Raw genomic sequence first — 26,082 nt, 5'->3', positions numbered from 1 at the left:
GCGAACGAAATCTTGAGTTGAAAAGCGATGCTTCCCCTGTGGGAGCGAGCCTGCTCGCGAATGCGGTGTGTCAGTCAATGATGTTTTGACTGACCCTCCGTCTTCGCGAGCAGGCTTGCTCCCACAGAGTGTGTTTACTTGCTCAGCACTCATTCAAATCCTGCTTTGGCTTGCTCTTGTCGCCAAGCCCCTCAAGATCGAACACCTGATTCTCACCCAGCGCGCGGTAATGCCGGCGCAGTGCTTCGAGCTGCTTCAGATCAAGCGCTTCCAGCCCGAGCATCGCGTTCTGCGCTTCCTTGTTCACCCGCAGCAGCTCATCGAGTTTCAAGTGCAGAATGTCGGTATCGCGGTTCTGCGTGTTCTGAATCAGGAACACCATCAGGAACGTGATGATCGTCGTCGAAGTATTGATGATCAGTTGCCAAGTGTCGTTGTAACCAAAAATCGGCCCGCTCAACCCCCACAACCCGATCAGGATCAATGCCCCCATGAACGTCTTCGGGCTACCGGACCACAGGGCGAGTTTTTGGGCAATCTTTGCGAATTTCATGATGGGAGTCCTTGTTTTGGGAGCTTGAAATTCAGACATCGGCGTTGCGCTGAAAATTCTGTTTACAAGTTTCGGTGCAGGACTTTGGTAGGGAAGGCGTACCGCACAGATCGCGGTATCGTGTCGACAGTCGACAGAAAACCCCGACAGGAGAACGCAATGAGTTGGTCTGCCAAGCAATACGTCGCTTTCGAAGATGAACGCACCCGCCCGGCCCGTGATCTGTTGGCGGCGATACCCACGGCGCAGGCCCGGGCGGTGGTGGACATTGGTTGCGGACCGGGCAATTCCACCGAATTGCTGGTGCAGCGTTTTCCCGAGGCCCGGGTCAGTGGCCTGGACAGTTCGGCGGACATGATCGCCGCCGCGCGCAAGCGCTTGCCCGATGTGCAGTTCGAGGTGGCCGAGATCGACAAGTGGACCGATCAAGGCCCGTTCGATGTGATCTTCGCCAATGCGGTGCTGCAATGGGTGCCTGATCACGCTTCGTTGCTGCCAGCCTTGGCGAGCAAGCTTTCAGATGGTGGAAGCCTGGCGATCCAGATGCCGGACAACCTCAACGAACCGTCCCACCGCTTGATGCGTGAAGTCGCCGCCAATGGGCCGTGGGCGAGCAAGCTCGCAGACGCTGCCGGGCAGCGTACCGACATGGCCAGTGCCAGTGAGTATTTTTCGATGCTGCGCCCGCATTGCGCGCGGGTCGATGTGTGGCGCACCACCTATCATCACCAACTTCGTGATGGTGCGGCGGGGGTGGTGGAGTGGTTCAAGGGCAGCGGGTTGATTCCATTCCTGAGCCCATTGACCGAGGAGGAACGGGCGCAGTATCTGCAGCGGTATCTGGCGGAAGTTGCCAAGGCTTATCCGGCCTTGGCTGACGGCTCGGTGCTGTTGCCGTTTCCACGTTTGTTTATTGTTGCGACCCGTTGAAAATATTCATTCGTCTAGCTCGTTTTTTATCGTGAGTTCGACGCATTGGTTCAGGTCGGCGTAACTCGCAAGAACAACCCGATCGGTCCCCTCTCCCTCGGGAGAGGGTTAGGGTGAGGGGCTCGCTGGCGCTTGAAAATCCGATCACCGCCACACCGCCACCATCATCGTCCTCTGGCATCCTTTCAACTCGTTCACGCTGAACTCGTCGGAAATTTCCTTCTGTTTTCCAGGCTTTTACACGTGGTGCGCCATGGCTGTTTAAAGTCGAACCGCGTTACGTCCCGATGCCTACAAATCCTTGCGCCGCTGCCTACCGGTACGCCACAATCCGCCTGCTTGTGCGCCTGGCGGGCGGTCGGTAACTTGGTTCGCGTCACTGATTTCCAGTGATCGGGTTTAGCAGCCCGGCCTGGATTGACCAACGGTTGCACATGTACCTTCCAGTCAGGCTTCGCCTGCACTTGATAGTGACTGTGCGCATGGCACCCTCGGGTGCGCCGGGTTCTGGACTTCCTACCGGTCTGCTAAGGAATACGCAAGCCATCGTGCAGACGTTTGATCATTGCCAGACTCAGCTTGCGCTTGCGGTTCAATACTTCCGAAACATGGCCACTGATGCCAATAAAGGACTCGAGATCCCGCGGCGTCAAGCCTTGCTGATCCATACGGAATTTGATGGCTTCAATGGGATCAGAGGGCGGCATCGGAAAATGCTGCTCCTCATACTTTTCAATCAGCAGAGCGAGAATTTCCCCAAACGTCAGACATGAAAAAACCGGCGACTGAGAGCCGGTTGGGCAGTAAGAATTTTTTAACCCTGCTGCAAGACCTTCAACGCCGCCGAAGCCAGAAACCCGGATCGGCTTTTCTCCTCAGGATGATGCAACACGTACTCATCAATGCGATTGAGCAAGTGCCCCGGCAGAGTGATGTTGAGCTTCTGTGCTTTGCCCAAGTATTTGACCACGTCGATATCCACTACCGCCCACGCACATCCGGCGTACTGCGGATTGGCGACATGCAGGCTCAATTTGCTGGCCGATGGAATCGGCGCACCGTCGTCTGCCAGAATTTCGAAATGACCTTCGATCGCCTCGCGCGCCATGGCGACAGCGTCATCAAGGTCGTCGCCGGCAGAAAAGCAGCCAGGAATGTCCGGCACTTCAACTCCCCAAGCGTGTTCCTCGTCGCCTATTGAAATCGCAATCGGGTAAAGCATGTTCGTGATCCTCCAAGGCAACGCTGAGAACGGATTCAGAGCATGGCCTGTTGCAAAATACTGATGGCCGTTTTTTTGAGCAGATCCTTTTTTGGATGCGGCACTGTTACCAATCCTGGTTTGGTTGGATGTTTGAAGTGGTGATGACTGCCCCGGATACGTACCAGAAACCAACCGTCCGCGACGAGTTGTCCGATTAAAAAACGGCTGTTCACAACACCTCCCTGTGATGTGCTTGGTGGTTACTATACCTACTGAATTCTACAGATCAATAGACTTGCTACCGTTCAGCCATTGTGGCGTCCGGCGAGGTGGTCAACCCAGTCTAGGCCGCGTGTGTTTGGAGGAACGATGGTTGTGTTGCAGTGTTTTGCGGTGACATTTACGCGGCAAAATGAAAGCAGATCGCTCAGCCAGGCATTGCGACTGATAGAGCGAGCCAGGCCGTAAGGAGGGCGACGTTGGTAACGATCCTTCTCTGGATGATTTTCAGAGTCGCTGGGGTTCTTTTTGGAGCTGAAGGCTTTTCCTTGGAAATTGTCTTTCACCAACTTCCAGGCACAAAAAAACCGGCCATCAAGGCCGGTCTTTTCTATTCCTGCATCCCTCGTCGGACAACACAACGCGAGATCAATATTCGGTGGAGCGGGTAGAGGGAATCGAACCCTCATCTAAAGCTTGGGAAGCTTTCGTTCTACCACTAAACTATACCCGCTCAGAGCGGCTGACTTTGTACCAGACTCGGCCACGGATTTGAAGTTTTCTTTTCTCTGCGAGGGCTTTGCCGCGCAGAAATCGGTCGATCGCGAGCAAGGGCTGCGCCGGTGCAACAGGCACTTGCAACTTGCAGCCTTGCCCGCGATGACGCTGTTTCAAATGGCCAGGGCATGGTGATCCTGCACAAACGAGTAGCGCGTTCGGCTGGCTTGCGGCGCAGGTTTCAGAAAGCCCAGCAGAGCGTTCTGGCTGTCGCGGCAGGCGGCCTTGTGCTCCATGTCGAGGAAGTGCCCGGTGGCTTGCAGGGTAGTGAAGCTGCTGTGGGCAACGTGGTTGCCGAACAGTCGCGCATCCTCGGCGGCGGTGTATTCGTCCCATTCGCCGTTCAGAAACAGCACCGGCACGCTGATCTTTTTCGCCGCATTCAGATAGCACTGGCGATCGCTGTGCAGCACGTCGTTGATGTGAAAGTGCATCTGCCCGTACTCATGCTCGGCGAGGCTGCTGACGTGGCGATAGTTGAAGCGCTTGAACAGTGACGGCAGGTGTTTGCCGATGGTGTTGTTGACCAGATGACCGACCCGATCGCCGTCGCGGCTGCCGAGGTAATCGACGCCGCGCTCGAGGTAATCGAGCATGTGCGCATTGATCACCGGTGAGAACGAGCTGATCACGGCTTTTTCAATGCGCCGCGGTTGCTGGGCGAGGGCGACCAGGGTGGCGGCGCCGCCCCAGGAGAACGACAGCACGTGTTCGGCGGCGAAGTGATCGATCAGCTCCAGCAGGATCTGCCCTTCGACTTCCTTCGTCAGATGTTTCTCATGCCGGTTGTGGGCTTTTGAGCGGCCCGCGTAGGGCTGGTCATAGCAGACCACGTTGAATTGCGGGTGCAGGTTTTTCACGGTCTGTGCAAACGACGCAGTCGTGGCCATCGAGCCGTTGACCAGAATGATGGTCTTTTCTGCGGCGTCTGCGCGATAGAACTCCGTGTAAACCCGATACTGACCCTGTATATCCAGCACAGCGATTTCTGGCCTCATGTCATAAGACTCCTGGCAAGCAAGCGGGTATGCGCGCAATCGAGATTGCACGAGCTTTGTGACAGGTAGGCATACGCCTGAAATTTGCTGGCCCATGTCGATCCGGTACGGCAGGTCGACGGGTGTTGTTATTGGCGGGCAGATTGCCGGCTGAGGCGCAGCCCTTGAGGGCAGACGACCGACAAAAAGTTTCTTGGAAGTATGTGGTGACTCATCGGTCACATTTCGGCCGACGTCCTGATTCAAGCAGGGGACTCAGGATCACGCAAGTGCCGTCGGCGAATTGTTCGACAACTTCGGCTGAGCGGTCGCCGGCTTAGAACAAATGAATCTCTTCGGTGCGCAAAGCGCGGTATTCGCCCGGTTTTAGCGCGTGATCGAGGGTCAGTTCGCCGATGGATTCGCGGTGCAGGCGCAGGACTTTGTTGTTGAAGAAGCCAAACATGCGCTTGACCTGATGGTAGCGGCCTTCAACGATGCTCAGCCGTGCCGAGCGTGGACCGAGCAGCTCAAGCTGCGCCGGTTGCGTCGTCAGATCTTCGAAAGCGAAGTAGATGCCCTCGGAAAATTTCAGCGCGTAGCTGGGGTCGATGTGCTGTTCGGTTTCGACGTAATAGACCTTCGGCAGTTTGGTTTGCGGCTGCGTCAGGCGTCGCGACCAGGTGCCGTCATTGGTGATCAGCATCAGCCCGGTGGTATTGAAATCCAGACGTCCGGCGATGTGCAGATCGTCCTTGTGCGGTTCATCGAGCAGGTCGAGCACGGTCGCATGCTGCGGATCGCGGGTGGCGCTGACGCAACCCGGCGGTTTGTGCAGCATGAAATAGCGCGCCGGTTTACCGCTTTGCAGCACCTCATCATCGACTTCGACCCGGCTGAATTCCAGTACGTCACTGTGCGGGTCGCTGACGACTTTTCCGTCAATCCGCACGCGCTTTTCCACCAGCAACAGGCGCACCTGCTGACGGTTGTAGCGGGGCAGATTGCTGAGGAAGCGGTCGACGCGCATGGTCAGAATTCAACGGACGAAGGGCCGCGCATCTTACGGGATCGGCCGCCGACCTGCTTGCAGTTGCGCTTCGACCTGTGCGCAGCGCGGGCACAGGCAGGCTTGATTGCGCAGCGCGGCCGGCAGCGCGTCGAGCACCGCCGGCTCGATGGTCACGCCATAGCACCAGCATTCGCGGTCGGCGGTGCGCGGGTCGGCGAGGCTGCAATCGTTGCGGGCGCCGCAGGCCGGGCAGTGGTCGGGTTTGACGTCGTTATCAGGCATAGGTCGAGTGCGGCATTTCCATGCAGGTGCGGTTGCGCCCGGTTTGCTTGGCGCGGTACATCGCATGATCGGCCCGGGACAGCAGAGTGTGCAAGGTGTCATCGCGTTGCACGGTGGTGGCGCCGATGCTCACGGTCAGATGCAGGGTGTGGCCATCGTAGGCATATTCGTGTTGTTCGACGTGCTGGCGGATCTTCTCGGCAATTTTCTGCCCGGTCTCGCCGTCGGTGTCTTTCAACAGAACGATGAACTCTTCACCGCCCCAGCGGCAGACGATGTCGGCGTGACGCAGGCAACTTTGCAGGTCGCGGGCGAAACCGATCAACACCTGATCGCCGGCCATGTGTCCGTAGGTGTCGTTCAAGGCTTTGAAGTGGTCGAGGTCGAGCAACAACGCGGTCAGCGGCTTGGTTTCCCGTTGGGCCTCGTGCAGCGCTTGCGCGGCGAGGATGTCGAAGCCGCGTCGGTTCGGCAGTTCGGTGAGACTGTCGAGGGTGGCGTGCGCCTGAATCTTCGCCTGGAAGCGCTTGATCACTCGATTGAGCAAGGCCAGCACGATCAACGTCACCAGCAGGCAGATCAGCAGATTGAGATACAGCGACCGGCGGATCTCGCTCAGCGCGCCGTCCTCGCGTTTATCGACGAACAGGTACCAGTTCAACTCGGGAATAAACCGCACGTTGAGAAAATGCCCCTGGCCGTGGGTGGAATATTCGTAGCTGCCGCTGTGCGGCTTGGGCAACTGGCTGACCAGACTTTTCATGCTCTCCAGTTCGCCAAGACTCTGGCCGATGTGCGCGCCTTCCGGGCCACCCTCGGCACCGGTCAATACGAGCCGGCCGAAGGTATCGACGAAGTACACGCTGCGTTGATAGCGCTGTTGATACTTGTCGATCAGCTTGATCACCGCGTCCACGGTCAGGCCCACGCCCGCAGCACCGATGAAGCGGTTGTGGTAGTCGTAGACCTTGTAGTTGATGAAGAACGTCAGGTTGTCCTTGTTGGCCAGATCCGGGTCGACGTTGATCTCGTACGGGTCCTGCATGTCGCGCACGCGGAAGTACCAGGTGTCGCGCGGCTCATCGACTTTGACCTGCTTGAGCACGCCTTTGGCGTGGTAGTAGGTGAGCGTGGCATTGGAAACGAAGAACGCCGTGTAGGCGCCGTAATGGGTCATGACCTCGTCGAGATAGCGGGTCATCTGCTCGGGATTCTGCTCGCCATTGACCACCCAGTCGCGCATGAACGTGTCACGGGACATCATTGAGGAAATCAAGATCGGCCGGACCAGATCTTTCTGGATTTCCGAATAGACCGTGTCGGAGGTCAGTGGCAGTTCAGTGTTGACGATGTTGTCGCGGATCGACTCGCGGGAGGCGAAATAGCTCAACAGTGATGTAGCGAGAAACCCGGCGCCGAGCAGGGCGACCAGGGTGAGCACCAGTGAACGTTGCGAGTACAAGGGAGAACGAAGCGGCATGGCAGATCCGTTGGCAGTGGCCCGATGGGATGCATTCTAGTGGGATGGTCGGGAAAACACTGCGGGATTTGTGCCTGAAATGGCGGGGGATATGACGTAGCGGTGTGTCAGGGAAATCGCAGCCCCTCACCCCAGCCCTCTCCCGGGGGAGAGGGAGCTGGATTGTGGGTGATGGAAAATCTGTGATCGACTCGGTATCAGCCAATGGCAACCGATGAACAAACGCCTCACCCTGGCCCTCTCCTGGGGGAGAGGGCCAGGGTGAGGGCGAGCTTTCGGATCAGCCCCGGGATGCCAGATACGCCCGCCATCCCCCCAAATGACTGATATCCACCGCACCCTCCAACCCATACGGCTCACAGATAAACCCGCTCTCCCAGCGCCCATCCGCCAGTTGCACCTTGCCCAGCCCCAGCGGCGCCGGAATCCCGGTGAGAAACGAGCCCAGCTCACTGCTCGGCAACTCCCACACCTCCACGGCAATCGCCACGCCGGCGTCCTTGACCCGCACCATGCCCGGTCGCAATGGCGGGCCGCCGGCGAGGGCGTGCAGTCGATAGTCCGGCGAACTGAATGTGGTTTCCAGCAAACGCCCGCCACGCTGGGTCAGTTGCCAGTTCAACGCCAGCCCTTGCAGATGCGCGCCACACACCACCAATCGAGCGCGGTCATTGCGCGCAGGGTTCGCCGGAGCTGACAGGGCACTGTCCTGCTGGCGCTGCAAGGCATCCGCCACGCTCAACAGATACTGATCGGTAAATACCCGCCCGAACAACGTCACGCCCCACGGCAAACCGTTGCTCATGAACGCGGTCGGCACGGCCACGGCGGCGTAGTCGAGCAGGTTCATGAAGTTGGTGTAATAGCCCAGTTCGGAATTGCGCAGCACCGGCTCGGCCGCAAGCTCGGCCAGGGTCACTGGACGGCCGATGGTCGGTGTCAGCACGCAGTCGAGATTTTCCAGAGCCTCGTCGCAGAGGGCCTTCAGTGCCTGCAATCGATATTGCGCGCGAAAGGTCTGCACGCCAGTCACTGCCGGAGCCTTGGCCAGCACCGCACGGATCACCGGCAGCACCGCTTCGGGGTTCTGCTCCATCAGCTCACCGGCGACGCTGTAACGCTCGGCGACCCACGGCCCGTCGTAGAGCAGACGCGCTGCTTCGAGAAACGGCGACAGATCGAATTCGACTGCCTCGCCGCCCAGAGCCTTGAGCCGTTCGATGGCCGCTGCGAACAACTGTGGCCCCTCGTTGCAGCCGAAAAACTCAAGGTCCTGCGCCCGTGGCACGCCGAAGCGAAATGGCCGTGGCGCGCCAAATGCCGAGCCGTCATTCCAGGCCGGATTGCGTCGGCTGTACTCATCGCGAGGATCGTGTTTTGCCGTCAACGCCAGCAACTGACTGGCCTCGCGAGCAGTGGCGGTGAAGGTGGTTACGCAGTCCAGCGTGCGGCACGCCGGCAGCACGCCAGCGGTGGAAATCAGGCCTTTGCTCGCCTTCAATCCCACCAGATTATTCAGCGCCGCCGGCACCCGCCCGGAACCGGCGGTGTCAGTGCCCAAGGCAAAACTCGCCACACCCAGCGCTACCGCCAGGGATGAACCCGCGCTGGAACCGCCGGACGGATACTCCGCCAGCACACTGTTCGGGCACGCGCCGTAGGGCGAGCGGCTGCCATTGAGGCCTGTGGCGAACTGATCGAGATTGGTCTTGCCCAGCGGGATCGCCCCCAGCGCCAACAGTTGCTCGACGATGGTCGCCGACTGCTGCGGCACATAGGCAAACGCCGGGCACGCGGCGGTGGTGGGAATGCCGGCCAGATCGATGTTGTCCTTGATCGCAAACGGCACGCCATACAGCGGCAGACTGTCGAGGTCACGACCGTCGAGGGCGGCCAGATACGGCTCCAGTTCATCGATGCTGAGCAGGTGGATGAACAGGTGATAGTCGGGGTTCAGCGCAGCGGCTTTTTCGCGCAATTGCAGCAGCAGTTGGCGCGGTGTGGTGTCGCCATTGCGGTAGGCCTGGCGCAGTGCATCGAGTTGCAGATTCATCGGTTGATCCTTTTCAGAAATGGCTTCAGTCGAGTTCCAGCACTGCGACCCGTTGTCCGGCACGCACCGCTGAGCCGGGTTGCACGCGGATCTCTCGCACGACACCGGCCAGCGGCGCGAGCACAGGGATTTCCATCTTCATCGACTCGAGAATCACCAGCACATCGCCCGCCGCGACGCGCTGGCCAGCCTCGACCTGCACCTGCCAGAGATTGCCGGCGATGTGGCTGTCGACGCTGTGCTCACCGCTTTCCAGTGGTGCTTCTTCGCTGGCGTCAGGCACGGCTTCTTCGCTGTCGAAATGCGCCTGGCCGCTGGCGATCCAGCGCTCGCGTTCAGCTTTGAACGCGCCCTGTTGCTGCGCACGGAAGGCGCTGATGCCCTCGGCTTCCTGACTGAGAAATGCCTGATAGTCGGCGAGGTTGAGTTGGCTGTGTTCGATGTTCAGATCGAAGCGCCCCAGCGGGAAATCGCGGCGGATGTGCAGCAGTTCTTCAGCGCTGACCGGGTAGAAACGGATCTGATCGAAGAAGCGCAGCAGCCACGGTTTGCCATCGAACGCGGCGACTTCGCGATAGCGATTCCACATCTGCAGAGTGCGCCCGACGAACTGATAACCGCCCGGGCCTTCCATGCCGTACACGCACATGTAGGCGCCGCCGATGCCGACCGAATTCTCGGCGGTCCAGGTGCGTGCCGGGTTGTACTTGGTGGTCACCAGACGATGACGCGGGTCGAGCGGCGTGGCCACCGGAGCGCCGAGATAGACGTCGCCAAGGCCCATCACCAGATAGCTCGCATCGAACACCGTGCGCTGCACTTCGTCGAGATTCGGCAGATCGTTGATGCGCCGGATGAACTCCAGATTGCTCGGGCACCACGGCGCGTCTTTGCGCACGGTGGTCATGTATTTCTCGATCGCCAACTGACAGGCCGGGTCGTCCCACGACAGCGGCAAGTGCACGATGCGCGACGGCACCTGCAAGTCCTTGGCGGCGCACACCGCGTCCCATTCGCCGGCGACGATGCCGAGCAGATCGGCCAGCGGCAGTTGCTCGGGCTGGTAGTGCACTTGCAGCGAGCGAATGCCCGGGGTGAGGTCGATCACCCCATGCAGGGCTTGGCTTTCCAGCGCCTGCATCAGCGCGTGGGCGCGAAAGCGCAGGACCAGATCGAGCTCCGGCGCGCCGATTTCCAGCAGTAAATGAGTGTCGCCAGAAACCCGTGCAACCAGTCGCTGATCGCCTTGGCCCAACGCCAACACCACAGGCGACACCAAACCCTGTGGGAGCGAACCTGCTCGCGAAGAGGCCGTGTCAGTCAATATCGATTTGTCTGGGCCGACGCTTTCGCGAGCAGGCTCGCTCCCACAGGGGGCATCCCATTTCAGGGCGAGATCGCGGGCGGTGCCGAGGTCGACGGGAATGAACTGGATTTTATCGCCCGCCTTGAGCTGTCCCAGCTGCCACAGATCGGCCTCAATCACCGTCACCGGGCAGACAAACCCACCCAGGCTCGGGCCATCCGGGCCGAGAATTACCGGCATGTCGCCAGTGAAATCCACCGCACCAATCGCGTACGGATTGTCATGGATGTTCGACGGGTGCAGACCCGCTTCACCGCCATCCTCACGCACCCACTCAGGCTTCGGTCCGATCAAGCGCACGCCGGTGCGGCTGGAGTTGAAATGCACTTCCCACTGGGTCGCGAAGAACGTGGCGATGTAGTTTTCGCTGAAGTATTCCGGTGCGCCGTGCGGACCGTAGATCACCCGGATCTGGCGCACGCTCGGCAGCGCAGTGATGTGCTGTTCGGCCAGTTGCTGGCCGGCGCTGTGGTCGGCCAATGCCGGCACATGCAACACGTCACCGGCCCTTAACGCCCGTCCGCCATGGCCGCCAAAATGGCCGAGGGTGAAGGTACTTTTGCTGCCCAGATAATCCGGCACCTGCAAGCCGCCGCGCAGGCACAGATAACTGCGCGCGCCGGCGCCGCTGATGCTGCCCAGTTGCAATGTCGCGCCGGCCGGGATGAGCAGCGCGGTGTTCATCGGCACCGGTTCAGCGTCAAGGGTCAAGGCAATCGGCGCGCCGGTCACCGCGACTACCGCGTCACAATTGAAACGCAGGATCGGCCCGCTCATGGTGATTTCCAGTGCGGCGGCGCCTTGTTCATTGCCGAGCAGACGATTGCCCAGGCGCAGCGCTCGGCTGTCCATCGGCCCCGACGGAGGCACGCCGACGGCCCAATAGCCTAGGCGTCCGGGATAGTCCTGCACACTGGTTTGCGTGCCGGCGCTGAGCACTTCGAAGGTGTTGGCGTGATACAGCAGATTTTCCAGACAACGGGTCCACGGCTGACCGCTGGCGAATGGAGCATCGAGCAGAATCTGCCGCAGGTAATCGCGGTTGGTTTCCACGCCGTACAGCAGGCTATCGCCCAGTGCCTGATGGAGTTCGGCGCGAGCCTGTTCGCGACTCGGCGCCCACGCGATGAGCTTGGCGATCATCGGATCGAAATACGGCGGGATTTCCACGCCGGCCTCGACCCAGGTGTCGATACGCAACTCAACGCCGTTGGCGGGCGGAAACTGCACAGCGGTCAGCAGGCCCGGGCTCGGCTGGAAATCACGCCCCGGATCTTCCGCATACAGACGTGCCTGAATCGCATGGCCCTGCGGTTCCAGGCCTTGATACAACTCGTTCAGCGGCGGCAGATCACCGGCGGCCAACTCGATCATCCAGCGCACCAGATCTACGTCCCACACCTGCTCGGTGACGCCGTGCTCGACCTGCAAGCGCGTGTTCACTTCGAGAAAATAGAAGCGCTGGGCCTCGCTGTCGAAGACGAATTCGACGGTGCCGGCGCTGCGATAATTCACCGCTTGCGCCAGTTTGATCGCTGCCGCGCACAGCTCATCGGCCATGCCTTCGGGCAGGTTCGGCGCCGGGGTTTCTTCGAGGACTTTCTGGTTGCGCCGCTGCACCGAACAGTCGCGCACACCGAGAGCGATGACTTCACCGCAGCCGTCGCCGAACACCTGCACTTCCAGATGCCGCGCGCGTTCGATGTACTTCTCGATGAACACCCCGGCGTCGCTGAAGTTGTTCTGACCGAGGCGTTTCACCGCTTCGAATGATTCGCTTAATTCACTGGCGCTGCGGCACACGCGCATGCCGATGCCACCACCGCCAGCGGTGCTTTTCAGCATCACCGGGTAGCCGACCTGTTCGGCGGCGCTCAGCGCGCAATCGAGGCTGTCGAGCAGGTCGGTGCCTTCGAGCATGGGTACGCCGTGCTGTCTGGCCAGCGCGCGAGCAGTGTGCTTGAGGCCGAACACCCGCAATTGCTCCGGCGTCGGCCCGATGAAGGCGATGCCCTGCGCTTCGCAGGCTTCGGCGAACGCTGCGTTTTCCGAGAGAAATCCGTAGCCTGGATGAATCGCCGTGGCGCCACTTTGTTTGGCGATCGTGAGGATTTTGTCGACCGCCAGATAGGTCGCGGACGCCGCGCCTTCGCCGAGGCTGTACGCTTCAGCGGCCTGGGAGATGTGCAGGCTGGCAGCATCGGCTTCTGAATACACGGCGACGCCTTGGGCCTTCAGCACGTTGATCGTGCGCAGGAGGCGACAGGCAATCGCGCCACGGTTGGCGATCAGGATTTTTTCGAACATGGCATAACCCCTGAAGGGGGAGCGGGCCGTCCCGCTGTTTTTCGACAGACATCCGGGCCGTCCCGGATGGAAAAAACATCACTCAAACTCACCGCAAACTCCTGTGGGAGCTGGCTTGCCAGCGATGAGGTCGGCACATCCAACATTGTTGGTGACTGAAACACCGCAATCGCTGGCAAGCCAGCTCCCACAGGACTATCAGTGCCTTGAAGGTTTCAGGCACTGCCCGGAACGCGCCTGGCACAGGGCAAAAAGCCAACGGCGTAAGCGGCTGATGGTCAGTTCCATACCAGCAACTCCGCCGGGGTCGGATTGTAGGCATTGCACGGGTTGTTCAGCTGCGGGCAGTTGGAAATCAGCACGATCACATCCATCTCCGCGCGCAAATCAACGTACTTGCCCGGCGCGGAAATACCGTCCTCGAAGGTCAGCCCGCCATCCGCCGTCACAGGCACGTTCATGAAGAAATTGATGTTCGGCCCGATGTCGCTCTTGCTCAATCGGCCGTCGTGGGCGCAGGCGCGCAGGTAGTTGTCGCGGCAGCTGTGCATGTAGCGTTTTTCAAGGGCGTAGCGCACGGTGTTGCTCTCTTGCGCGCAGGCGCCGCCGAGGGTGTCGTGGCGCCCGCAGGTGTCGGCAACGATGGTCAGCATCGGCTGGCCGAGGTTGGAATACAGCACGCTGCCGGTGCTCAGGTAGACGCTGTTCTGCCGGCGCAAGGTGCGTTGCACGTCGTAGCGTTCCTTGGGGTTGGCGAGGCTGTAAAACAAAGTGTCGACGGCCTGATTGCCTTCCAGATCGAGGATGCGCAGGGTCTGCCCGGCCTTGACCTCCATCAGCCAGGGCTCGCCGGCGGGAATGGTCGCGCGGTAGATCGCGCTGTCGGCTTGCTTGTGCGAAGTGGCGATTGCGAGTGACATGGCAGCGATCCTCAGGCGAACAAACGGTCGGTGTTGGTGAAGCCGCGCTCGTTTTCCGGGCGCGAAGTGCGGCAGTGTTCGGCGACGCTGGCGTCGGCGTTCATCCAGCTCAGCTTCAAGGGTTTCGGAGCGTATTCGGGTGACGGGTCCATCGGATGTTGCAGGGCGGTGAGCACCACCAGGGTGTCCATCGGCGCATACAACTCGATGTAGTCACCGGCCTTCGAGTTGCCTTCGACGAAGTGGAAACGCCCGGCCTCATCGACGTTCACGCGGCTGAACAGATTGAGGGTCATCAGCAGGTCGGACAGGCCCAGGCCCCACTTGCCGAGCTCCACCAGCAGGTTGTCGGTGCCATTGCGAAAGAAGCCGTTGCGCAGTTCCTGGTAGCGGCCCTGACCGTATTTTTCGGCGACTTCTTGCGCGCAGAGCACGCCGCCGAGGCTGTCGCTCCAGCCGCAGGTGTCGGCGGTGATCGCGGCGAGCACGCGGCCCATGTCCGAGTACAGGCAGTGGCCGGCAGTGAGCTTGGCGGTGTGTTGGCATTTGAGGCTGTCGGGCAGGTTCAATCGCTCGGTTTTTTCATTGGCATTGAGCAAGGTCAGGCTGACGTTAGCGCCACCGCGCAGGTCGGTCAGGCGCAGCAATTGGCCGCGCTTGAGCACGAACGAACGGTGGCCGCCGCCCGGCAGCAGTTCTTCAGCGAAGGGTGGGAAGAGTTGGATTGAATCAGTCATTGCAGCAGTCCTCTCAAGCAGTGCGAAGGGTGCCCGCCAGCGGCAGCGGCAGGGCCTCGACGGCGGCGCGCTGGGCGCGGCGGTCGCTGTTCAACGGGATGTCGTAGGTGATGCGGGCGCCATAGGCGCCGGGGGCGTGCGGGTCGAGGCGCACCTTGTCGAACACCAGCAGGCGCGTGCCGAGGCTGAAGCCCTCGGACAGGTCGTGGGTGACCATGAACACCGTCAGTTGCGTCTCGCGCCACAGCTCCAGCAGCAGCGCGTGCATGTCTTTGCGAATGCCCGGATCGAGCGCGCCGAAGGGCTCGTCGAGCAACAACACGCGCGGCTTCATGATCAGCGCCTGAGCGATGGCCAAGCGTTGCTGCATGCCGCCGGACAGCTGTGCCGGGTACTTGTCCAGCGCATGGCCGAGGCCGACTTTTGTCAGCAGGGCTGCAGCCTGCTCGCGCGCCTCGCGTTTGGCGTTGCCGAACAGTCGGCCGAGCAAGGGCGCGCGCGGCAATTCGAGACCGAGGGCGACGTTGTCGAGCACGCTCAGATGCGGGAACACCGAGTAGCGCTGAAAGACCACGCCACGGCTGGCATCCGGTTCGCCGGCCAAGGGCTGGCCGTCGAGCAGAATCTCCCCGCGACTGGCGCTTTCCTGGCCGAGCAGCAGGCGCAGGAAGGTCGATTTGCCGCAACCGGAGGCGCCGACCAAGGTGCAGAACTCGCCTTCGTTGACGCTCAGGTTCAAGCCTTCCAGAACCACTTGATCGGCGTACTGCTGCCAGACGTTTTTTACTGTGATGAAGCTCATTTCGCTGCTCCCTCGTACCAGGGAAAAGCGCGCTGGGTTAGCTGCTTCAAGCCCCAGTCCATCAGCCAGGCGAGCAGGGTGATCCACACCACGTAGGGCAGGATCACATCCATCGCCAGGTAGCGCCGCACCAGAAAGATCCGGTAGCCGAGGCCATCGGTGGAGGCGATCGCTTCGGCAGCAATCAGGAACAGCCACGCCGAACCAAGCATCAAGCGCAGCGAGATCAGCAAGCGCGGCAACAGCTGCGGCAAGACCACGCGCAGCATCAGCGTCCAGGTCGAGGCGCCGAGGGTCTGCGCCTTGATCAGCAGTTCGACCGGAATGTCGCGGGCACGCTGTTCCAGATCTCGGGCCAGCGCCGGGGTGATGCCAATCACGATCAGCATGACTTTCGACAACTCGCCCAGGCCGAAGACGATGAACAGAATCGGCAGGATCGCCAGCGGCGGCACCATCGACAGCACCGTCAGCAACGGCGACAACGGCGCGCCGAACAGCGGCAGGGTGCCCGCCGCGATACCGAGGCAAAGACCCGCCAGCGCCGCGATGCCGAGGCCGATGGCCAAACGAAGCAGACTCGACGCGGTGTCTTGCCACAACAGATATTCACCGGTGCGGCTGTCGGCGTTGAAGGCCAGGCGTTTTACCGCGTCGCTCATCTGCACGGCGCTGGGCAGCAGTTTGTCGTTGGGGTTGTCCGCCAGGCGCTCGGCCGAGCCTGTGAAGTAGGCGAACAGCACGAGCGCGAACGGCAGGATCACCAACAACAGGCGACTCGGGCGATCGGGGTGGCGATTGATCAGGCGCATGGCCAAATCCTCCGTGGCTTACAGCTTGGCGTCGGCGGCCATCTGCACGTAAGTCGGATCGAAACGCAGCTTGAGGTTGGCGGTGTCGCCGCTGGTCACGCCGTTGGGGAAAGACATGCCGACCGCGCTCGGGTCCTTCGCGCCTTCGCCGAGCAGGCCGTGCTCGAAGGAGAATTCCGCGACCTTGCGCATGGTGTCCGGCAGTTGTTTGCTGGTGGCGAAACTCAGCGCTTCGCTCGGCGTGGCGAACAGTTTTGTGGTGTCCAGTTGCGCCTGGAAGCCGGCGAGATCAGTACCCGAGGCCTTGGCCATGTGTTCCAGCGCAGCTTTGCTCGTGGCACTTTTCGCGTTCATCAAAGCGACCACTTCGAACCACGCCCCGGTCAGCGCTTTGCCCAGTGCCGGGTTGTCTTTGAGGGTGGCGCTGTTGACCACCATCATGTCCATGATCTCACCCGGAATCTGGCTGGAATTGAACACTTCGGTGACGCCGGGTTTGGCTTTGATATCCGAGAGCATCGGGTTCCAGGTGGTCACGGCGTTGACGTCGTCGGTGTTGAATGCGGCGGCAATGTCGGCGTCGGAGGTGTTGACCACTTTCAGGTCTTTCTCGGTCAGGTCCACCGAGTCCAGCGCGCGAGCCAGCAGGTAATGGGAGACCGACAGCTCGACCAGATTGACGTCCATGCCTTTCAGATCGGCGACTTTCTTGCCTTCACCCTTGAGCACGATGCCGTCGTTGCCGTTGGAGAAATCGCTGACGATCAACGCGGTGCTGTCAACGCCGCCGGCAGCGGGAATGGTCAGCGCATCCATGTTGGTCATGGTGCAGCCGTCGAACTGGCCGGCGGTGTACTGGTTGATCGATTCGACGTAGTCGTTGAGCTGCACGACGTCGATCTTGATCCCGTATTTCTTCGCCCATTTGTCGACGATGCCCTGGCTGCCGGCGTATTCCCATGGCATCCAGCCGGCGTAGATCGTCCAGCACACGCTGAAGTGGTCTTTCTGGGCGGCGGAAGATTGCGTGCTGATGAGCGCGGCGAAAGCGGCGGCGAGCAGGGCGGGGAAACGTAGTCGGATCATTGCGGATTCTCCAGTTGATCGAGGACGGACAGGAAGGCAACGCGGCACCGCGAACGGTGGCTTGTCTCCCGGGCTTTTGTCCCGCCGTGTAACCTCAACTGGAGGTCGCCAACTCTCGGACCAGCCACTCGCGATTGCGAGCCGGAACCCTAGTCAGCCATTGCAAATTGTGGTGCCGCGAACCTGTGATGACTCCTGCACGGGTTTGCTAAAGCGAGAGGCGTGCCAAGTCGGGCCGAGGCCTCTGCGGCGGGGATCTGCTGGATTGCCGACGTGAGCGGGGCGAGCGACAGCGCATCGTGGTGGTGCGCGGTTGCACCGTCATGCAGCGTGTTTACGCATCACTGGTCGCTGATTTTGCGGATAAACAAGATTTCATAATCACTTGTTTCAACTTGTTGCAGGAACGCACCAGATTCCGAAACCGCTGTCTGATTCTTCGACGGTCAGCAATTGCTGACGGTCGCCTGCCAGCGTCGCTGGTGTGGCCAACCCGCGGTCCAGGAGGCCGCCATGTATCGCCGAATCGTACTGCTTGCCGTGATGCTTTTTTCCCTTGGCGGATGCGTTCCTTATTCCTATGGAGACAGCGACTACAGGTCAGAGGTCTACACATCACCCGCACCGGCCTATTACAGCGGTGGCGGCTCCTATTACCGCAGCGGCGGCACTTATTACACTCAGCCGCGCTACTACCAGCCAGCGCCGCGGTACTACCAGCAACCGCGTTATTACCAGGCGCCTCGGCACTATCAACCGGCCCCGCGTCATTACGAAAGCCGTCGCTGGCACGGCAACGATCGCGGACGCTGGGACGGCCACCGTCGCGGCGGTTGGGACAATGACCACCGCGGTCGCGGCAACTACGATCGCCACAGCGGTCGTCGTGACTACAATGGCCGTGGCAACCGCTGGTAACTGACCGCAAATAAAAAAGCGGCGCATGATGCGCCGCTTTTTTTTGCCCGTCGAAAAGTCCTTCCGTGGGCCATCTCCCAAGGCAATCCCGGAAGCGTCCTACAGTTTCATTTCGTGGTGTTTGTTAGCGTTCATGGATGCCGAACGAGGCGAGCAATCCTCAGCTCGATAGCGGCGAAAAATGGACGTTTAGCGCTATGAAGCTTCTGGTTATTCACCAAAATTTTCCCGGTCAGTTCCGTCATGTAGTGCTGGCGGCGCTGGAGCGCGGTGATGAGGTTGTGGCGATAGGCCGGGACACGGCACCGGGCGTCGCCGGTGTGCAAATCCATCGATATCGAGCGACCAGCCGAGCGCCCGGCAATATTCACCCCTATCTGATCCGCTACGAACAAGCAGTGATTGACGGGCACAAGGTTTTTGAAATCCTGGGCAGGCTGAAACGTTCGGGCTATCTGCCAGACGTGATTCTTGCTCATCCCGGATGGGGAGAAACGCTGTTCGCCAAGGACGTCTACCCCGATACGCCGCTTGTTCACTATTGCGAGTATTACTATCGAGCGCAGGGCGCCGATTGCGGGTTCGACCCTGAATTCCGGCGAGCCGCAAGGGAGTCGTCACGGCTGCGGGTGCTCAATTCGCTGCATCTGTTGAATCTTCAACAATGTGATATCGCAATCGCACCTACACAGTGGCAGCGCAGCCTGTTTCCAGCCGCTTACCGGTCGGCTATTCGGGTCATTCACGAGGGTGTCGTTCAAACTTCTGACCTGGCCAAGGTCGGGGCAGTCAGATTGCCCAATGGGGTCGAACTGAGAGCCGGACAGCCGATCGTTACTTATGTCGCCAGAAACCTTGAGCCTTATCGCGGCTTTCACAGTTTCATGCGAGCGATCCCGCTTATTCAGGCCGAGTGCCCAGATGCGCAGATCATCGTGGTTGGCGGTGACGGTGTCAGTTATGGGAGTAAGCCGGTCGGGTACCCGGATTGGCGCAGCAGGATGGAGGCGGAGGTCAGTTTCGATCACTCCAGAATGCACTTCACAGGGAAACTCCCTTACCAGACCTACCGAGCGGTTCTGCAGTGTTCGAAAGTCCATGTTTATCTGACGTATCCGTTTGTCTTGTCCTGGTCGTTACTGGAAGCGATGGCGTCTGGTTGTGTGGTCGTTGCGTCGGACACGGCTCCGGTAAGGGAAGTCATCGTCGATGGGGCCAATGGCATGTTGGTGGATTTCTTCGACCATCAAGGAGTTGCCAGAAGTGTAAGCAAGGTTTTGAAGTCGGCAGGTGAGTACGATGGACTTGCCAGCGCCGCGAAGTTGACGGCAGGTCGGTTCAGTGTGGAATCGGGCGTGAGCCAATATTTTGAGGTTTTTGCAAGCGCGATATCCGGGCATAACGACATACCAACCGTTCCGCAGTTTGGCCGGGAGGTTTGAAATGCCCAGGAAGTCGCGGAAGCAGGCGATCAAGTGGTTTAAAAGGTTATTGACGTATGGTTTGTTCATTTACGTCTGTTATTGCGTAGCGGAATTTTATATTCGCAAAGAACAATCTGCCGAGTCGGCGGCTATTCACCAGGCAAACGAGAAAGCTTGCCAAAACAAGCTGGCGAGCATGAAGCAAGTGCCGATATTAGGCGGCGCCTATATAGATAAGACGCTAGTCCCTGAGTTTTACGTTGGCATGCCTGAGATGGTGAACAAGAAAGCGTGTCTGGCGATTGCTCTGAAGGGGCTTTTCTGGTGGACCGGGACGGGGCTGCACCGGTACCAGAATCAGCGCCTGGAACCGATCCCCGAAAGCTGGCGGCTCTATAAATTGAATGCCGGGCTTTTTACCAGAAAGGAAACTACCGAGCCCCATGAGCGGGGTTATCGACACGTCAACTGGCCGGATGAGTTGATTGTGAAACTAAAGAATTATCCGGGGCTGGAGATTTGGCTGGATGCACCTCCGCCGCATTTCAAGAATGAAGACTCGGTTAGAACGTTTGTCATTACTGGCTGGCCGCGGCGAGATGGAACCCCTCGGTTGATCAACTGTGACGGCTTGATTCGCCCGGCGGCGGAGGAAAAACTGACTGACGAGAAACTGGCAAGGTTCAGCAGAGCTGAATTGGAAAATCTTGATTTCGGCAAACTGAATTTCTTCTGCAATATCAATCTGGATAACTTCGACTTTTCCGGGGGGCACGGTAGCGTAGGTCTCGGATTAGCGTCATTACGCGAAGCACCTGAGATGCTCAAATATCTCAGTGACTATCTTTCACGCTCTGTTATTACAAGGAAGTAACAATGAGTTATGTATTCAGCGATATGGAAAAATCAGAGATTTTCAACGCAGCAAATATTTGCAAAGGAATGAGGCTGCGCTCAAAACAACTTCAGTACGATGCACTGAAATTAGCAGGGGCAAGCTGCGCACCCCTGTACCAGAAGCTATTCGACATTATTGGTGAAAAAGTTTCTGACGTTGCAGCTGCCGATAAAGAGGCTGGAGAGGTGCTGAAAAGCGCCAGACTCTGGCTTGCCGTGGCCATTGATGCCAACGGTGGAAACGGTGCCTACTCTGCCCTGATTCGTGGTTACACCTCCCGCCAGGGTGAACTCAGACTGAATACAATTTTCAGTGAAGACCTGATGCAGCTTTCATCCAACCAGGTTGCCGTCAACTTCATCAATACCCTGATCAACGGATCCCTTGCCGGTCAACTGGCACCCTGGACTGTTCCGTCAATCAGCCAGATCGCAGAAATCGACGCCAGCGCGATTGGCGAGGCCCTGTTCAAGGAGGTTTGCGGGGAGGACGACACCGCCGTGAAACGTAACTCCGGTTGGTCTGGAACAGTCGGATTCAGCCTGTTGGGCGGTAAACCTCCCTATGAAACGTGGAGACTGATCTCCGCGGGCGACCCGGATGCGGAAGATGGCGGCCCACCCACTCAGGCAAAAGCCAACCGGCTCGACGACTATAAAAACATTCTCTTCGCCATCGACGCCTACAGCGTCGGCCTGCGAGCGGCGATCAGCAATTTCGGCATCAATCCACTGCAAAGTCTGCTCTCGGTCGTACCCGAGCAAATCAATATCGCGCTGGCCAGTGGCAGTGTGAATCCGCTGATTCAGCATGTAGTCAAAGGCACGCCTGTTGCCGCCGTGGTCGAGCTGATCTTGCGCTACGGCCAGAACGAATTTCTCGACATGTTCAAGCGCACTTACGACGGCGATTCTGCTGCCATACCCACCACCAACGAAACCTTCGCCAGCAACGCTTACGCCTTCTTCTCGGCATTCTCCCCGGAGCAGTCGCAAAGCATCGTCACCCGGACAATAGGCGAGTTCGGCAATGCCAATGCATGGGCGAAACTGGCAGGCGAGGCGACGCCGCGCGGTCTGGCGTTGCGCAACTCTTTGCAGCAACTCAGTGAAGTCGTCATAGAACGAGCCGACGGTTATCCCGACCGCAACCTCGAGCTTTACGATCCGCACACTGGCGAAGGCTTTATCACCGCGCAGTGGCTGGCGGATCGTGCGCAAATGCTGGCGCGTTTGATTGCCCGAACCCAGGGCTCGTTTGGCGAACACTCGCTGCAGCAGTTTTCCTACTCCGATCTCGCCTCAGGCAAACAGGCGCCGATGACCACCGGTGTTTTGAACCCGCTGGCCCTGTTCGGTGATGACGGCGGGCGATCTTTCGCCGGCGGCGCAAATGCCGATCATCTGTATGGCGGCGTGGGCAATGACTCGATCCATGGGATGGCCGGTCACGATGTCATTGAAGGTGGTCGCGGTAACGACTCGCTAACCGGAGGTGACGGCAATGATGAGTTGTACGGGATGGCCGGTGACGATGTTCTGCTCGGAGGAAAGGGGAACGATTCTTTGATCGGGGGCGAAGGCAACGACCGTTATGAATTCGCCAGCGGCGATGGCATCGACGAGATTCTTGATGCCAACGCCGATGGGCAGCTGTGGATCAACGGCGCACCGATTCCCGCACTCAAACGCCGCGCGCCTCTGAGCAACATCTGGTCTACCGAGGATCAGTCCATCACCCTGACGCTTGTTGAACACACCCTCAACATCAAATATGGCCAGAGCGATCTGGTGGTCATCAAGAACTTTCAGCCCGGGATGCTTGGCATCCGCCTCCCTGAATACGAGGGGCAGCCGCTCACTGCTGCGGATTTGACGCTTCAGGGCGACTGGAAAGCCAAAGACGCTGATCCCACTGTCCCCGGCGATCAGCCTTCCTTTGATGAGCTGGGCAACGTGGTGCTGCTGCCCAAGGTCAAACAGCGCAACAAGGCCGACGTACTTTACGGTTCCGCGGCAGACGACGTCATTCTCGGCCTGGGTGGTTCTGATCGATTGTTCGGCAAGGCTGGAGACGATCGGTTATTCGGCGACAAGCAGACGACAATCGAAAAGGCCATGGCCGACGGTGACGCCAAAGGCAAGGCAAATCGCGGAGACTGGCTCGACGGCGGACAAGGTGACGATTTGCTTATCGGTACGGCATCGCGAGACGTTCTGCTCGGTGGCAATGACCGGGATACCTTGATCGGCGGTGCTGGTGACGATGTGTTATCCGGAGACGAAACCACCGGTGCCCTGGAACAAGGTTGGTCGGTAAAGCGCGCTGCCGTCACGATTGCTCGCGGTGTGACCAGTCACCGAGCGGTCTATTCAAAGGCCTCGATAAACAGTGCGCCCGAGGGCGGTAGTGACGTGCTGTATGGGCAGGGCGGCAAGGACATTATCAACGGCGGCTGGGGGGAGGACCTGCTTGACGGCGGAGCTGACGACGATTTTCTCAAAGGCGATCAAGGTAACGACACCCTGGCCGGTGGCAGCGGCAACGACGTGATGCTTGGTGACAACCTCGATTGGGGCGGTGGTCTGTCCAGCAGACACCATGGCAACGATGTGCTGGACGGCGGCAGTGGTGATGATTCACTCGGCGGTAACGGTGGCAGCGACGCTTTGTATGGCGGCCCTGGCAACGACATTTTGCAGGGTGATGACGGCGTACTGGATGGCGTCGAAGGCGATGCCGCGCATTTTTTTGGCGATGATCTGCTGGACGGTGGCTCCGGCGATGACACGCTCTGGGGCGGCGGTGGCGATGATTTGCTCTTCGGCGGCGAAGGTAATGACGATCTGATCGGCGACAGCCCTGAGCATCCGGTTCGCTATCACGGCAACGACTTTCTCGATGGCGGCGCGGGGGATGACACCCTGCGCGGCATGGGCGGCGCGGATACGCTGGCGGGTGGCGCAGGGGCTGATTTTCTCGATGGCGACGTATCTGACCTGCAACCGGGCGGAAGCAACAATGACGTGCTTCAGGGCGGCGAAGGAAACGATACGTTACAGGGTGGTTTCGGTGCCGACACGCTGTACGGCGGCGCGGATGACGACATTCTTGCCGGCGATTACGAAAACAGCGCTGAGGCCGAGCACAATGCCGATTATCTGCACGGTGGCCCAGGTAACGACACGTTGCTCGGAGGCGGTGGCAACGACACCCTGCTGGGCGGGGAAGGGACGGACTACCTTCGCGGCGATTCTGGCGACAACGTGTTTGATGGCGGTCCCGGTGCTGACGTGCTGGATGGCATGGATGGCGCTGACATCTACTATTTCGGCGCTGGCGACGGTCTGGATATCGTCACCGATGCCGGCGGCCGCAACATCATCAGGTTCGGTGCAGGGTTTTGCGCGCAAAGCCTGAAGGCCGACGTTATCGAAGTTACCGTCGGCACGGTGTTGCGACTGGCCAATGGCACGGGCGACGCGATACTCATCAAGAATCACGAGCGGTGGAAGGATTCCACATTCAATTTCAGCGACGGCGTGGTACTGGATTACGCAGATGTCCTGCGCAAAACACTGCCACCGATAGAGATGTCCGAGCCACCCGTACCGGAACCTGTCACCGCCCCGGCAACCCCTGAAAGCAAAGTTGCGGATCCGGTTCAGCCAGACGATGTCACCGCTGCGGCGCAAGGCCCGGTGGCGTCTGTTCAAGCGGTCAACTGGACCGATGAGTTCCTCGCGCAAATCCAGTCAAAACGCTCCGCCCGCAAACACGCCACAGGTTTTACCTTGAATGAGCAAGGCGTTTGGGTCCGCAGTCATGTCACCACCAGCGACACCGGTTACACCACTCACACCGAGCTGAGCGAGGACAGCGTCGACGCAGGAACACTGTCGGAAACGCCGCCATGGATGAAGGCTGATGGCGGGCGAGCCGTAGTCAGTGAAAGGCAGTCGAAAACCACAACCCGTGTCGAACATAAACCGGTGAAAGCCGAGGGAGCAATCGCCTCCTCAAGTCAGGCGCCTCGCTATTATCGATCCGGCTCGGCCAACGGGTTTTCATTCAATACGGGCGACGTATTGGTGGAGGACCGAAAGGAATCCGGCGCGCTTGAAGGCTGGTACGTCTATCCGGCGGCAGGCTTCAGTTCGGGCGCAACAGTGCCCAAGGCGTTTCGCTGGGATGTCACGACTGAAACGATCAAACGCAAAATCGTCCATGGCAACGATGCCGGCGGGCGAGTCAACGTCGAAGTGGAAAACGTTTTCCACGGCGGCGCGGGAGACGATCTGATCGTCGCTTATGCAGGCTCCCCACTTGACTACGGCACTGTCGGCGACAGGACACCGGGCGCGTTTTTATCCGCAGGTGCAGGTGACGATACCTTGCTCGGCTCCGAGGGCGCCGACTATCTGGTCAGCGGGGCAGGGGATGACTGGCTTTACGGCGAAGGCGGTGCCGACACCTACATCGTGCAAGCGCACGCCGCAGCGACCACCACGATTGCGGATGTGCCGAACCCTGTTTTCCACCGCGCAGAAGTTGGCGCAGCGGGGTGGAAAGACGAGTACGGATTGATCGATCAGGACACGGTCGTTCTTCCAGCAGATGCGCAGCGCGATGCACTGCAATTGAGCTGGGGTGCTGCGCTGATAGAGACCACCCATGTCGAGCTGGAGCCCAACCCGGGTCGCGGGGCTTACCGCAACCCGCCGCGAGCGAAAATGCTCCATCCGACGCTCGATATCCAATGGGGCGGGACGCAAAAAGTCCGCATCGTCTTGCCCCTCAACGGTGAACTTGAGGGCGCCGGTATTGAGCTCGTCAAGTTCGCCGATGGGTCGGTCGAAAATTTGAAGCAGCTCCTGGAATCAAGTCAGCTGGGACCTGCGCCGGAGACGTTTCGTACGGGTGTCATCGTCAACCATCCCAGCCGTTCAACCTCCCTGCGAGACGGACGAGCGCTGCCACTCGTAGGCGGTCGTGGCAACGACACGATAAGCGGCGCGGGGGAGATCCGAGGCATGCAAGGGGATGACGTGCTCACGGGCAGCCTCGGTGACGACCTGCTGGTGGGTGGGCCGGGCAATGACACGCTAACCGGCGGCGCTGGAAATGATCTCTACCGATACGATGGCCTCGGCAGAGACGTGATCATCAACAACGGAGGCGGACAGGATGGAATCGATTTTTCCGAACGCAGGCTGACGATCGACAACCTGAGGTTTCATCGTGAGCGCGATGATCTGGTGATTGTGGTGGATTACGGCATGGCGCCGAAAATCCGGGTTTCCAGTCATTTTGCCGCAGGTGAAAGCGCTATTGGCTTCATAAGAGTCAGCGAAGGAACAGCGACTCAAGACTACAGCGCAAGGCAAATTGCTGAACGTCTGCACCCGCTTCCGCCACTGAGGGATGTCGAGGATATTTTGATAAAGGGCGACGATGAAGCGCAGCGGGCAATGAAGGAAATCATTGAGTTCTACGAACTGAATGTCTGACAGGACGACCGATTGAGCCGGCCCGCGATGGCAA

20 protein-coding genes, 1 tRNA gene, 1 pseudogene and 1 riboswitch are annotated in these 26,082 nt (G+C 59.7%); of the genes and pseudogenes, 5 read left to right on the top strand and 17 right to left on the bottom strand.

Annotation, left to right across the window (positions count from 1 at the left end; genetic code table 11):
* Positions 1 to 142 precede the first annotated feature (142 nt).
* Positions 143 to 553: a low affinity iron permease family protein gene (locus tag D8U70_RS17955; protein WP_130929429.1), complete on the bottom strand. Its 411-nt coding sequence runs from the start codon at positions 551 to 553 to the stop codon at positions 143 to 145.
* Between the two features lie 159 nt (positions 554 to 712).
* Here D8U70_RS17955 and tam point away from each other — a divergent pair, with 159 nt between their 5' ends.
* Positions 713 to 1,483 (top strand): trans-aconitate 2-methyltransferase, encoded by a 771-nt coding sequence (gene tam / locus D8U70_RS17950; RefSeq protein WP_130929428.1) that lies wholly within the window; start codon positions 713 to 715, stop codon positions 1,481 to 1,483.
* 527 nt (positions 1,484 to 2,010) lie between these two features.
* Here the strand turns inward: tam and D8U70_RS17945 are convergent.
* From D8U70_RS17945 to D8U70_RS17870, 16 genes and pseudogenes are all read right to left on the bottom strand, one after another.
* Positions 2,011 to 2,238: pseudogene (locus tag D8U70_RS17945) on the bottom strand (transcriptional regulator); the annotation flags it as partial.
* A 59-nt stretch (positions 2,239 to 2,297) separates the two neighbouring features.
* Complete coding sequence (locus D8U70_RS17940; RefSeq protein WP_024011974.1) at positions 2,298 to 2,705, bottom strand: type II toxin-antitoxin system HicB family antitoxin; 408 nt, start codon at positions 2,703 to 2,705, stop codon at positions 2,298 to 2,300.
* Positions 2,706 to 2,740: 35 nt separating this feature from the next.
* Positions 2,741 to 2,920 carry a type II toxin-antitoxin system HicA family toxin gene (locus D8U70_RS17935; protein ID WP_016771297.1) on the bottom strand — a complete coding sequence of 60 codons (180 nt, stop codon included), beginning with the start codon at positions 2,918 to 2,920 and terminating at the stop codon, positions 2,741 to 2,743.
* 72 nt (positions 2,921 to 2,992) lie between these two features.
* On the bottom strand, positions 2,993 to 3,253 hold the full coding sequence (locus D8U70_RS17930; RefSeq protein ID WP_130929427.1) for a hypothetical protein: 261 nt from the start codon (positions 3,251 to 3,253) through the stop codon (positions 2,993 to 2,995).
* 93 nt (positions 3,254 to 3,346) lie between these two features.
* Positions 3,347 to 3,420 (bottom strand) — tRNA-Gly (locus D8U70_RS17925).
* A 157-nt stretch (positions 3,421 to 3,577) separates the two neighbouring features.
* A complete protein-coding gene (locus tag D8U70_RS17920; protein WP_016771295.1) occupies positions 3,578 to 4,462 on the bottom strand; it encodes an alpha/beta hydrolase in 885 nt (294 codons plus the stop codon).
* A 316-nt stretch (positions 4,463 to 4,778) separates the two neighbouring features.
* Complete coding sequence (locus D8U70_RS17915; protein WP_073473116.1) at positions 4,779 to 5,471, bottom strand: pseudouridine synthase; 693 nt, start codon at positions 5,469 to 5,471, stop codon at positions 4,779 to 4,781.
* A 33-nt stretch (positions 5,472 to 5,504) separates the two neighbouring features.
* Positions 5,505 to 5,735 carry a cysteine-rich CWC family protein gene (locus D8U70_RS17910; protein WP_073473113.1) on the bottom strand — a complete coding sequence of 77 codons (231 nt, stop codon included), beginning with the start codon at positions 5,733 to 5,735 and terminating at the stop codon, positions 5,505 to 5,507.
* Positions 5,728 to 7,215, bottom strand: coding sequence for a sensor domain-containing diguanylate cyclase (locus D8U70_RS17905; RefSeq protein ID WP_073473110.1), 1,488 nt, complete (start codon positions 7,213 to 7,215; stop codon positions 5,728 to 5,730). Before D8U70_RS17905 ends, D8U70_RS17910 begins: the two co-directional genes overlap by 8 nt.
* Before the next feature lie 280 nt (positions 7,216 to 7,495).
* Complete coding sequence (gene atzF / locus D8U70_RS17900; protein ID WP_130929426.1) at positions 7,496 to 9,268, bottom strand: allophanate hydrolase; 1,773 nt, start codon at positions 9,266 to 9,268, stop codon at positions 7,496 to 7,498.
* Positions 9,269 to 9,293: 25 nt separating this feature from the next.
* Complete coding sequence (gene uca, locus D8U70_RS17895) at positions 9,294 to 12,941, bottom strand: urea carboxylase (RefSeq protein ID WP_130929425.1); 3,648 nt, start codon at positions 12,939 to 12,941, stop codon at positions 9,294 to 9,296.
* A gap of 278 nt (positions 12,942 to 13,219) precedes the next feature.
* Entirely contained in the window at positions 13,220 to 13,861 is a 642-nt protein-coding gene (locus D8U70_RS17890; RefSeq protein ID WP_016771291.1) for an urea amidolyase associated protein UAAP2, read from the bottom strand.
* A gap of 11 nt (positions 13,862 to 13,872) precedes the next feature.
* Positions 13,873 to 14,598 carry an urea amidolyase associated protein UAAP1 gene (locus tag D8U70_RS17885; RefSeq protein ID WP_130929424.1) on the bottom strand — a complete coding sequence of 242 codons (726 nt, stop codon included), beginning with the start codon at positions 14,596 to 14,598 and terminating at the stop codon, positions 13,873 to 13,875.
* A 13-nt stretch (positions 14,599 to 14,611) separates the two neighbouring features.
* Positions 14,612 to 15,400: an ABC transporter ATP-binding protein gene (locus tag D8U70_RS17880; protein WP_130929423.1), complete on the bottom strand. Its 789-nt coding sequence runs from the start codon at positions 15,398 to 15,400 to the stop codon at positions 14,612 to 14,614.
* Positions 15,397 to 16,212, bottom strand: coding sequence for an ABC transporter permease (locus D8U70_RS17875; RefSeq protein WP_130929422.1), 816 nt, complete (start codon positions 16,210 to 16,212; stop codon positions 15,397 to 15,399). Before D8U70_RS17875 ends, D8U70_RS17880 begins: the two co-directional genes overlap by 4 nt.
* An 18-nt stretch (positions 16,213 to 16,230) precedes the next feature.
* Entirely contained in the window at positions 16,231 to 17,298 is a 1,068-nt protein-coding gene (locus D8U70_RS17870; protein ID WP_130929421.1) for a putative urea ABC transporter substrate-binding protein, read from the bottom strand.
* 63 nt (positions 17,299 to 17,361) lie between these two features.
* Positions 17,362 to 17,462, bottom strand: a riboswitch (guanidine-I (ykkC/yxkD leader).
* 349 nt (positions 17,463 to 17,811) lie between these two features.
* On the opposite strand from D8U70_RS17870, the gene D8U70_RS17860 reads away from it, so the two are divergent.
* The 4 genes from D8U70_RS17860 to D8U70_RS17845 all read left to right on the top strand — a co-directional run bounded on the left by D8U70_RS17860 (position 17,812) and on the right by D8U70_RS17845 (position 26,048).
* The gene (locus D8U70_RS17860) at positions 17,812 to 18,216 is read left to right on the top strand and encodes a hypothetical protein (protein WP_130929420.1); all 405 of its coding nucleotides are present in this window, start codon (positions 17,812 to 17,814) and stop codon (positions 18,214 to 18,216) included.
* 197 nt (positions 18,217 to 18,413) lie between these two features.
* On the top strand, positions 18,414 to 19,658 hold the full coding sequence (locus D8U70_RS17855; RefSeq protein WP_130929419.1) for a glycosyltransferase family 4 protein: 1,245 nt from the start codon (positions 18,414 to 18,416) through the stop codon (positions 19,656 to 19,658).
* Between the two features lies 1 nt (position 19,659).
* Positions 19,660 to 20,514, top strand: coding sequence for a hypothetical protein (locus tag D8U70_RS17850; protein ID WP_071174663.1), 855 nt, complete (start codon positions 19,660 to 19,662; stop codon positions 20,512 to 20,514).
* A 2-nt stretch (positions 20,515 to 20,516) separates the two neighbouring features.
* Positions 20,517 to 26,048: a calcium-binding protein gene (locus D8U70_RS17845; protein WP_130929418.1), complete on the top strand. Its 5,532-nt coding sequence runs from the start codon at positions 20,517 to 20,519 to the stop codon at positions 26,046 to 26,048.
* Positions 26,049 to 26,082: the final 34 nt, after the last annotated feature.

Source organism: Pseudomonas sp. Sample_20, from assembly GCF_004307585.1.
GTDB lineage: Bacteria > Pseudomonadota > Gammaproteobacteria > Pseudomonadales > Pseudomonadaceae > Aquipseudomonas > Aquipseudomonas atacamensis.
Note: the sequence above shows the minus strand (reverse complement) of the source record. Positions and strands in the feature narration are given on the sequence as shown.